This is a genomic window from SAR324 cluster bacterium (assembly GCA_029245725.1).
Taxonomy (GTDB): Bacteria; SAR324; SAR324; order SAR324; family NAC60-12; genus JCVI-SCAAA005.
In genome coordinates this window covers 1-10,463 of sequence record JAQWOT010000162.1, presented here as the reverse complement: position 1 = coordinate 10,463, position 10,463 = coordinate 1, and the positions used below count along the sequence as shown (strand labels likewise).

Here is a 10,463-nt window from a genome sequence, read left to right as displayed (position 1 = left end):
CTCTATGCCGGTGATCCCTGGCGTTCGAAGATTCGTTCACCACTCTGTGAACCAGGACTCAATGTGCGAGAGGGGGATTATCTCTGTGCCATTGGTGGAGTTTCCCTTGATGAGCAGACCAGCCCAGGGGAGTTGTTGCTACACCAGTCTGAACAAATGGTTCCGCTGACTTTGCAGCATCCAGAGAAAGACGAAAAACCACGCACAATCACTGTGCGTACCCTGCGTAGTGAGCGAGCCGCTCGCTATCGTGATTGGGTGGAAGGGAACCGTCACTTTGTAGCCGAACAGACCGCAGGACGAGTGGGATATCTGCACATTCCAGATATGTCGACACAGGGCCTGGCGGAGTTCCACCGAGGATTTCTGGCCCAAGTTCATCTGGCAGGACTGATCCTCGATGTGCGTTACAACGCAGGTGGGATGGTCTCCCCACTGATTCTGGAGAAGCTGGCTCATCGACACCTCGGCTATGATGTGCGCCGCTGGGGTGCTCCAGAGTCCTATCCGTACCATACGCTACGTGGACACCTGCTGGCGCTGACAAACCAGTTTGCTGGATCGGATGGAGACATGTTCAGCTATAGCTTCCGCGAGTTGAAAATGGGACCGCTGCTGGGCAAACGGACCTGGGGTGGGGTGATTGGTATCGACTCCCGCTATCAACTTGTCGATGGCACGACAACGACCCAACCTCAGTACTCGATCTGGTTTCACAAGGCAGGTTGGAATGTCGAAAACCAGGGAGTGACTCCGGAAGAGGAGATCGAAGACGCTCCTCATGATTATGCTGCAGGACGTGATGCCCAGTTGGAACACTCCATCCAACGAATGCTACAGCTGCTGGAAGAGCAACCGATTGAGCCCGTGAGCTTCATAGCCCGACCCCGACTGGGTTGATCGATTTGCCTTCTTATCTGAGGAGAAGGTGGCCGATAGGTTGGATGAGGGGAAAACAATTTTGGTTCAAAACAATCCCTCACCCACCGTTTGTGAGGGGTCCCCCTCTCCCAGTTGGGCGAGGGTTTTCAGACAATCGTTCAATCAATTTTTTCCTTCTCTCTGAGGGAGAAGGCGGCCGATTAAAAATTCTAGATTAAATGTAAATTCAGTATGTTGAAAAGAAAAAAATAAAAATGATTCTTTCTGAAATCGCACATCTCAACTTTGACAATCTGGAGAAACTGATGCAACTCACTACAAAGCTACGAACCGTTTTGGTACTAGGGATAATTCTGTTGCTAAGCTCAATTCAGCAGGGATTAGCTGCAACTCCAGCAGAGATCTATCGGAAGGCAGTCCCAGCTGTGGTGTTGCTAGTCAGCATGGAACCTAATTCGAAGAGCCGTTCCAAGGGCACAGGTTCGATGATTACCAATCGGCATGTATTGACCAACGCTCATGTCGTCCTTGGGGATGATGGACGTCCACTGGACAAGACCCTGGTTTTTTACAGCTTTGAGAACCCCAACGACGGAATTGAGCAGAATTTCCGTAAGGGACGTCAAGCGAAAGTGAGCCATTATTCGGAGAAACTGGATCTGGCCCTGCTGGAAGTGGAAGATCCTCCCAAGGTGAAACCGCTTAGCTTGGGGCCAGCGGATGGAGTGCAGATTGGAGATCCAGTACTGGCGATCGGACATCCAGAAAATGGGGGGCTCTGGTCGCTGACTTCGGGACGAATCGGTGCAAGAATTCGGAACGCGGAAGGGGTACGTGGCAATCACATCTTCCAGACTGAGGCGAGTTTGAATCGTGGAAATTCTGGAGGACCACTGCTCAATGAGGACGGACAGATGATTGGAGTGAACACCAGCATTGCCCGTAAGGCTTCAGATGGTCTGGCAATCACGGGAATTAATTTTGCGGTGCAGAGTGATGTGGCACGAGAGTGGTTGCAGTCTGTGGGACTCCGGCTACCGAAGGCCATGGCAGTGGCTGCGAATCGACCAACTCCGACACCAGCTCCAGAAAAGCCTGTAGCAACTGCCCCAGAGACGAAGCCAGCTGCCACAACTGCCGAGGCAACCAAGCCTGCAGCTACCACAGCTACGACAAAACCCGCTAAGCCGACCCCTCCCGCCAAAGAGACTCCAGCTCCGGTCGTTGTCTCTACACCCCCAAAAGCCAAGGAGGAACCAAAGCTACTCACCAAGCCTCGTCCCTTCCGAGATGATCAATTGTTTGATCACATTTCCAACCAGAACTATGCTGAGTTCAGTCAGCAACTAGAAGCTGAGTTTGAAGCCTTCCAGAAGCAGCAGGGTCAGTAACAGTAATCTGATACTGGTTTAGTTACTTTGAACACGTTTAGAGTCTGCGGGATAAACCCCAAGTATACTGATGGATTGAGTGAAGTAAGCCAATTCGTCTAGTGCAAGTTTAACATTTTTATCATCGGGATGACCTTCGATATCAGCATAAAATTGCGTTGCGGAAAATGATCCGCCTACCATATAACTTTCTAACTTTGTCATGTTCACACCGTTTGTAGCAAAGCTACCCATAGCTTTGTACAGTGCCGCAGGAATGTTCCTCACCTGAAAAATAAAAGTTGTCATCATTTGAGTATTGCTTCGCCTTGTTTTATCTGAGTTTGGAGAAAGTAAAAGAAATCGTGTGGTGTTGTGATTCAAATCCTCAATATTCTCAGCAAGAATATCCAGACCATATATTTTGGCTGCTAGCTTACTAGCCAAAACACCAACTCCTTTACGCTCTGATTTTACTAAGGCGGCAGCGGCACCAGCACTATCAACTGCTCTTACGCCCCTAATCCCATTTTTCTCTAAAAATATAGCTGCTTGCGGCAATAGAACTAAATGGGCTTCTGCTAATTTAATATCGTCTAGGCTAGATCCGGGTAAACCTAACAAGTTTATTCGCACTCGAATGAAGACTTCATTAATAATATGTAGGCCTGATTCTGGGAGCAATCTATGTATGTCTGCCACTCTGCCGTAAGTAGTGTTTTCTACAGGAAGCATCGCCAGATCAGCGTTAGTATTTTTTACTGTGGTTATAACTTCCTCGAAAGATTTACACGGTAGTACCTGACAAGAGGAATACATCGACATACATGCTTCATGGGAATAAGCTCCAAGTTCACCTTGAAAGGCTATAGTTTTCATATTCCACCTCAAAAATTTGCCTCACAGTGTGTGTTGTCTAGGCTCAACATCTCGCAGAACCATTATCGATGAGGATAGAAATCACTAAACTTTGTGATATCGACTGTGCTTTATGCTTGATACAATGACTTCCATAAAAATAATTAGTGGCTTGTGTGGTGCGCTTTTAATTTACCTGCCTAATAATTGGCAGCTATACTCCTAAAACCCTTCTAGCTAGCTGTACTGTGGCTTGATCGATCATTCTACCATCGACTGCTACAGCACCCAATCCCTGCTTTTCCGCTGCCTGTGCAGCCTTCAAAATCCTCTGTGCCAGTTCAAGCTCTGCCGTGGTGGAGGAAAATACCTGTTGAATCACCTCCAGTTGTTTTGGATGAATGGCCCACTTGCCATCACAGCCCAAAGCCCGTGCCTGGGTGGCGGACTGTTCCAGTCCAGTGATATCTCGAAAGTTGCCATAGGGTGCATCAATCGCTTGTAGGCCTACTGACTTGGCAGCGGCGACCAGGCGACTCAGGACGTAGTGCCAGCGATGGCCCGAATAAACTGCTTCTTCGTTTTCCCCATGACCTGAGAGCGAAACCAACGGACTGCCAATAGCACGAGAGTAGTCCGCAATTCCAAAGACCAAAGCTTCTAGACGTGAGGAGGTTACGGCAATTGCTTCGGACTGCACCAAGCCTGCGGGGCTTTCGATGCAAGCATGCAAGCGAATAGTCTGCTGAGCTTTGGTGTGTCGTTCGATTCCATCCAGTAAGCGGCTGAAACAAGCCACATCACCTGTGCTTTCGACCTTGGGGATAACCAAGACGGAAACCCGATCCACAGCAGCTTCCAAGATTTTAATCACATCTCGATAGAACCAGGCAGTCTCTAATCCGTTGCAGCGCAGGGCCAAACGGGGATGGCGCCCTGGTAGATCCTGCAGGGTATTGATGATTTGCTGACGGGCGGCTTCTTTCTCTGCAAGCACGACGCTGTCTTCCAAGTCAAACATCACCAGGTCAGCAGTACTCTGGAGAGCCTTGGCCTGCATTTTGGCGGAGTGTCCAGGAACCGAAAGAATGGAGCGGAGTTGAGGCATACGTTTCCTCCAAATCAGGTCGAATCTAGCTTGAATCTCCTGCGAAATCAGCGCATAAACTTCGGCAGTGTGTTTTGTATCCGATGGTTACAGCACGGACTTCTCACGGGAACTTCCCGCTCCACGGAGAATTCACGGCTAGCGTGTATTTTCCAGAGAGTGCGAATGGAGCAGTGGGAGCAAGTGCCCGACCAATTGGCGGAACAGGGCTGGGTGGTCTGTGAGAATTGGTTGGAAGGTCCAGTTGTATCGGCCTTGGCTGAGGAAGCCCGACAACGCTGGGAAGCTGGAAGATTCAGGCAGGCCAGCATCGGGCGAAGACACCAGGAGCAGCAGGTGCGGATTCGAGGAGATCAGATCGACTGGTGGCATCCGGATCAAGTCACCGTTGCTCAACAGGCCTATCTGTACCGCTCAGAAGAACTGCGGGAACTGCTCAATCGTCATCTATACCTGAGCCTCATCACGCAGGAAGCGCACTATGCACTCTACCCCCCACAAACCTGCTATCAACGACACCTGGATCGATTTCAGGACGCTCCAGAACGTACCGTTTCTACCGTTTTCTACCTCAATTCGGACTGGCATTCTGAAGAAGGAGGTCAGCTGCGTCTACACTTGGTGGGGAGCACTCAGGACCTGTTACCAAGCTGGAATCGATTGGTGCTTTTTCGCAGTGCAGACATTGAGCACGAGGTGCTACCAGCTACAAGGGAACGGCTGAGCATCACGGGCTGGTTACGTAGTCGCTCGGCGCTACCGATTCCTGTGGTGCATGAAGTTGTCTGAAGTTTCTGTGATCGGTGACCGATGGACTCAATCAGGTGTACTTCCCTCTTCCCTTGACTTCCCAGATGGTTTCAACCTCTCCGTTCCGTACACCATAGAGACGTTCATGCAGGAACACGGTGTTGTCACCGTAGCCCACTATATAATCAAGCGGATCTCCCGGGCTTAAGGAAGTGTTTTCTTCGGCAAGATGAATCGTTCCATGCTCAGAGGAAAAACTGACAGAGTCCACAGCATCCACACCGAGTGGTTTGGGAGCAACTGACCAGCCAGGAAGAGTTTTCCAACCCGTGTCTGTGATGATTCTTTTGGGACTAGGACGACTGGTGACAAGGCTTCTCAGAAAAAGCGAGGGTCGAGTCTCTGCGCCCCACTTGGAGTAGGCGACATCCGTGAAGATCACCCCACCAGCTTGAATTTCAGTGAGTAGCTTGAAGTTGGAGGAGATGGTGTAGGTCCCACTGCCGCCACCGCTGATGATTTCGAGGGGAATGCTATTCTCCCTGCAAAGAGAGACGGTCGCACTCAGTTTTTCCATAGAAGCAGAGATTGAACGTACTTTTTCGTCAGGATCTGCAATGGTTGTGGTGTGACCTTCCCAAGCCATCAAGCCCCTGTTTCGGATGAATTTCAAATCACAGATTGCTTGGTAAAAATCCAATACAGGCTGACCTGGATCCAGACCCGCTCGGTTCATTCCAGTGTTGATCTCTAGCAGTACATTCAGAGTGACAGCAAACTTTTCAGCAATCTGATTCATCAACTGTACGGTTTCCAGGTGGTCGACCGCCACGATGATTTCATTGATTCTGGAAAGCTGACAAAGCCGCTTGATCTTCTGTTCTCCTACGACCTGATTGGCGATCAGGATGTTTTTCACTCCAGCTGCAGTCATCAACTCTGCCTCACTCAACTTGGCACAAGTGACACCAAAGGCTCCGGCATTGATCGCAAGCTTGGCGATTTCAGGAATCTTGATGCCCTTGGTGTGAGGCCGCCATTCCAAGCCTCGGGACTTAAAGTATCTGGCTAGGTGCTGGATATTTGACTCCATGATGTCGAGGTCAACCCACAGGCAAGGCGTATCATAATGGTTGAGTTGCATAAGGGATCTACTTGAAATTAGTTGTCGATAAAATATTGAAAGTCGGTCAGCTGACCTTCACGCTTGATTCGTAGAGTGATCTTTTCTTCCAGCTGTAAGGCTTCAAAGAGTTTAAGGGCTTTGGGCAGGCTATCCACCGTAAAGCCATTGATTTGCACAATCACATCTTTGTTTTTCAGTCCTAACTTTTCGTAGATACTTCCTTCACGAACAAAATCAAAGATAAACCAGGGTTTACCATCTTGCTCTATTGGAATCACCCTAGCGTCATTGAGTAGTGCATTGAGATTGGCCAGTTGCTGATTGACATAGGCCCTCTTGAGGTGAAAAATTCTTTGATCATCCGGAGGTATTGCTAATTCTTCTATGACAATTTCAGCGTTTTGGTTGGTTTGGTTGTCTGATTTATTAGCAGCAACAGTTTGATTGTCAGAATTTTCTACTTCTAGCTCATTTGAATCTTCATTTTTTACAACTACAGGTTTAGGCGCATGTTCTTCTAAAAAATTTTTGTTAGGAGCAAAGAAAAACTCTTTACTCACAGATGAAGAAAACCAAGGAATGTGCTGGCCATCACTTTTTTGCGCAACATCAGCACTCGTCTGTTCAAAGATCTCATTCAATCCGGTACGGACAGTTTTCATATGCTGTAAGAGGACCGAGGTGAATAAACCCTTAGATTCATTTTCTTTGGCAAGTGTATTAGGAGTGCACGCATAGGAAATGAGTATATTTTCAGGTGCTTTCATCTCCATCATTCCTGGAGTGATACCCTGTAGCCCTTCGATAAAAGGGTTGGGTGAGCAGGCATCCAGAATGATGATATTGATCTGATTTCCAGCAAACTTCATCTGTCCCAGCAGCTTACCTAGGGGGACTGTTTTATAACGCACATCCTCAATACGAGTCAGCGTAGTATCTATGGGTAGTAAGTAGTTTTCATCTTCAAATTGCACCACATGGCCAGCGTAATAGAAAACACCAATTCCTTCATTGTCCCTGAGTGAACGGCCAAACTGACGGATTGCTTTCTCTGTTTCGCGTTGCTTCGCATTGCCAAGCGCCGTCACTTGAAAGCCAATGCTTTGTAGTTTGTTACTTACTTGGTTGGGAGTGGTGAGAGACAGCGGGCTATCTTTGGTATTCTGATAACTAGTGTTTTCTATTACCAAAGCTTGCCGGTAGACCTGACCGGAAAAATCATCTTCAGGATTAGCAATATCCTGCTGTTGAGCTAAGGATAGGTAGGGCAGTGAAGTAACAAGAATAAAAAGAAGGAGAACTCTACTGTGCATAGCCACTTTCATCATTAGACCTAGCTTCCAAGATAGACTTTTCAAAATTCTATTCTCTAACTTTTTCAAGCTGCTAGCATGATGTTTCATGTTTTCAGGAACGGCCACACAACAATCCCAAGGCATTATCCAGCAAGTGTAGTCCTGCCTGTTTTTGTAGGCTGAGAATGGACTCAGGATGAAACTGTACGGAAGCAATTGGAAGTTGTCGGTGTTGCAGTCCCATGATCACTCCTGAATCTGTCTGAGCGGTGACTTCCAACTCGGCAGGCAGCTGTTCCGGATCAACGTAGAGACTGTGGTAACGTCCAGCCCGGAAAGGCTGAGGAAGCCCAGCGAACAGACCTGTCCCTTCATGATAAACTTCTGAAGGTTGACCGTGACAAGGTTCGGCAAAGGTCAACAGCCGTCCTCCAAAGTGTTCAGCGATGCCTTGATGGCCCAGGCAAACTCCAAAAACAGGCAGTTGACGTCGTACTGCCTCTCCAACTAGTTGAGGAACCTGTTGATCTTGAGGTGTCTTGGGGCCTGGTGAGAGGAAGAGCAGGTCTGGTTGGAACTGATCGATCATTTCATACGGGAACCCGGCGCGGAGCGTAATCACCCGAGCACCGGTCTGACGTACATAACCAGCAAGGGTGTGGACAAAGCTGTCATGATGATCCACGAAGAGCACGGTCTTGCCTTGTCCATTGACCGGCTCAATGACGTCACTGATCTGTGCTTTACTGCGGCCAAGAGTCGCATCAAGAAAGGCTGAGGCCTTGGTTCGGGTTTCCTGCTCTTCAGCTTTAGGATCAGAGTGAAAGAGCAATGTTGCTCCAGCCCGGATCGTCGCCATCCCATCTTGCAGGTGAATTGTACGAAGTGTCATTCCAGTGCTGGCGTAACCGTTGAACCAGAGGAAGCCCACACAACCGCTGTACCAGCGACGTGGAGATTTTTCGAGATTCTCAATCGTCTGCATGGCGATTGGCTTGGGTGAACCGGTCACGGTACAAGCCCACATGTGGGTTAAGATCGCATCAATCGCATCGAACCCCTCAGCAAGTTGGCCCTCCACATGATCAACGGTGTGGATCAGGCGTGAATATTTCTCAATCAGCCGTCGTCCCAGCAGCTTCACACTGCCTGGCACACAAATCCGAGACATGTCGTTGCGGTCAACATCTGTGCACATCGTGAGTTCGGATTCTTCCTTGGCAGAACCGATCAGGTTTTTGATCCGCTCTGCCGTCTCCATCGCATCTTCCCCAACCGGTACTGTTCCTGAAATCGGGCAGGTTTCAAAACGTCCGTTGTTGACCCGAATGTACATTTCTGGTGAAGCCCCGACCAATTGTTCCTGACCAAAGTTGAGCAGAAAACTGTATGGGCTGGGATTGCGCTCACAAAGCCGCTGAAAGAGCGTCAGTGGGGTACTGTCGAAGCCAGCGGAGAAAGCCTGCGAGAGCACAACCTCAAAGAAGTCACCACGCTGACAACCCGAACGGATCTGTTGCACCTTCTCTTCAAATTCACCTTCGTTGTGATCACACTTCACAGCCCCATCTGCCCGGCCAGAGGCCATTGGAAAGGTAGCGCCTGTATTCAGGTGGGGTTCTGTCCAGCCTTCTGGGGTATAGATGCGGTAGCAGATGCTGTAGGCCAACTCCTTCTGGCGGTCGATCACAACCAGGTCAGTGGGTAGGAAGAGATGACAGTCCCGCTGATCTTCCGGTCGTGTGTGGCGTTGCTCCAACTGCTCAAATTGAAACACCAGATCGTAGCCGAAGGCACCATAGAGTCCCAGATAGGGTTCGTCGGAGCGAAATAGGTCGGCAATGGCTCGAATCACGGAGAATAGGCTGGGTTGCCGGCTACGCTCTTCTTCAGGGAACCAACCTGTCATTGGCCTTGTGACTCCTTGAAGCGCATTAGACGTAACAGTGAAGGACTCCAAATGAGGGTGGCCTTCCAGTACTTCCTGTAACAAGGGCAGCAGGCGCTGACCGTTTTTATTTAGGGCATTGATCGAAAAACTGCTTTCCCGGGCAATCAACTCCAAGGGGGGATTGACGAAGCCAATGTCCCAGCGGGAATAGCGGTCAGGTACTTCGTAGTTACTGACCATCAACGCTCCCTTGTGGTTGTCGATCTGGTCTGTGATCCGTCGAAGTGCCGTGGAGGCGTCCAAGGGAGTAACGATCTTTTCTACGGGAATGCCTCGGTAGGTACTGAATCCGCTGGTTTCCATGCTGTGTTGTCGATTGAAGGATGGGAAGTGGATTGAAGAAAATAGAACTTAGCAACGATGCCAGGTTCTACCACGACTGTGGAATCCTTACCAGGACGCTTCTGCTTGGGCAATGGCCTCAACAAAACTTGCTACCTTTTGAAGGTCTTTACGACCCGGAGCATTTTCGACTCCACTGGCAACATCCACACCGAACGGTCTCACCTGAAGGATGGCCTCTTCCACATTTTCTGGCTGCAAACCTCCAGCAAGGAGCAATTTGCCATGATCTCTCAAACGTGTGGCCACCTTCCAGTCGAAGGCGTGTCCAGTTCCGCCATACTGTCCGGTCTGGGCTGCATCCAGCAGAAACAACTCTTGTCCGTAGCTACAGATTTCCTCTTCTGCCAGATCACCAGCTACCCGAAAGGCTCGAAACCAAGGGACCTGTAAGGCATTTGCAAAGCCTGGACTCTCGTCGCCATGCAGTTGGGCTACGTGTAATCCGGTCTGTTGGAGAATCTCTTCAATTTCCTTTGCGGAAGCATTCACAAAGACGCCAACGGTCTGTACTGCTGGAGGGAGCTTTCCCACAATTGCCGCAATTGCTTCTGGCGACAGATAGCGTTTGGATCCTTGGTAGCAATTGAAGCCAAGCCACTGAACCCCTAATTCAACACAGGCCAGTGCTTCGTCCACTTGGGTCAGGCCACAGACCTTGATGATGGTTTTGGTAGACATGCAGGAAGTTGATAATAGTAAAAGAATCGTGCTCTAGCAGACTTCCCTAGAAACTGCAATGGTTCAGAGGTTTATGGCACTTTGCTTCTCAGAGAGCAAC

9 protein-coding genes are annotated in these 10,463 nt (G+C 49.4%); 3 read left to right on the top strand and 6 right to left on the bottom strand.

Annotation, left to right across the window (positions count from 1 at the left end; all coding sequences use genetic code 11):
• Window positions 1–900: S41 family peptidase (locus P8O70_08185; protein MDG2196856.1), on the top strand; the 900-nt coding region annotated here is incomplete at its 5' end.
• A 287-nt stretch (window positions 901–1,187) separates the two neighbouring features.
• Window positions 1,188–2,273, top strand: coding sequence for a serine protease (locus P8O70_08180; GenBank protein ID MDG2196855.1), 1,086 nt, complete (start codon window positions 1,188–1,190; stop codon window positions 2,271–2,273).
• Window positions 2,274–2,291: 18 nt separating this feature from the next.
• Here P8O70_08180 and P8O70_08175 read toward each other — a convergent pair whose 3' ends face one another.
• Window positions 2,292–3,131, bottom strand: a complete 840-nt coding sequence (locus tag P8O70_08175; protein MDG2196854.1) for a prephenate dehydratase — start codon at window positions 3,129–3,131, stop codon at window positions 2,292–2,294.
• A 193-nt stretch (window positions 3,132–3,324) separates the two neighbouring features.
• Window positions 3,325–4,218, bottom strand: coding sequence for a CoA ester lyase (locus P8O70_08170; GenBank protein ID MDG2196853.1), 894 nt, complete (start codon window positions 4,216–4,218; stop codon window positions 3,325–3,327).
• Window positions 4,219–4,383: 165 nt separating this feature from the next.
• Here P8O70_08170 and P8O70_08165 point away from each other — a divergent pair, with 165 nt between their 5' ends.
• Window positions 4,384–5,007, top strand: coding sequence for a 2OG-Fe(II) oxygenase (locus tag P8O70_08165; protein ID MDG2196852.1), 624 nt, complete (start codon window positions 4,384–4,386; stop codon window positions 5,005–5,007).
• 31 nt (window positions 5,008–5,038) lie between these two features.
• On the opposite strand, the gene P8O70_08160 is transcribed toward P8O70_08165, so the two are convergent.
• The 4 genes from P8O70_08160 to P8O70_08145 form a co-directional block, all read right to left on the bottom strand.
• Window positions 5,039–6,112: an alanine racemase gene (locus tag P8O70_08160; GenBank protein MDG2196851.1), complete on the bottom strand. Its 1,074-nt coding sequence runs from the start codon at window positions 6,110–6,112 to the stop codon at window positions 5,039–5,041.
• Between the two features lie 17 nt (window positions 6,113–6,129).
• Window positions 6,130–7,515, bottom strand: coding sequence for a caspase family protein (locus P8O70_08155; GenBank protein ID MDG2196850.1), 1,386 nt, complete (start codon window positions 7,513–7,515; stop codon window positions 6,130–6,132).
• Window positions 7,502–9,643, bottom strand: a complete 2,142-nt coding sequence (locus tag P8O70_08150) for an anthranilate synthase component I (GenBank protein ID MDG2196849.1) — start codon at window positions 9,641–9,643, stop codon at window positions 7,502–7,504. Before P8O70_08150 ends, P8O70_08155 begins: the two co-directional genes overlap by 14 nt.
• Before the next feature lie 87 nt (window positions 9,644–9,730).
• On the bottom strand, window positions 9,731–10,363 hold the full coding sequence (locus P8O70_08145; protein ID MDG2196848.1) for a phosphoribosylanthranilate isomerase: 633 nt from the start codon (window positions 10,361–10,363) through the stop codon (window positions 9,731–9,733).
• Between the last annotated feature and the right edge of the window lie 100 nt (window positions 10,364–10,463).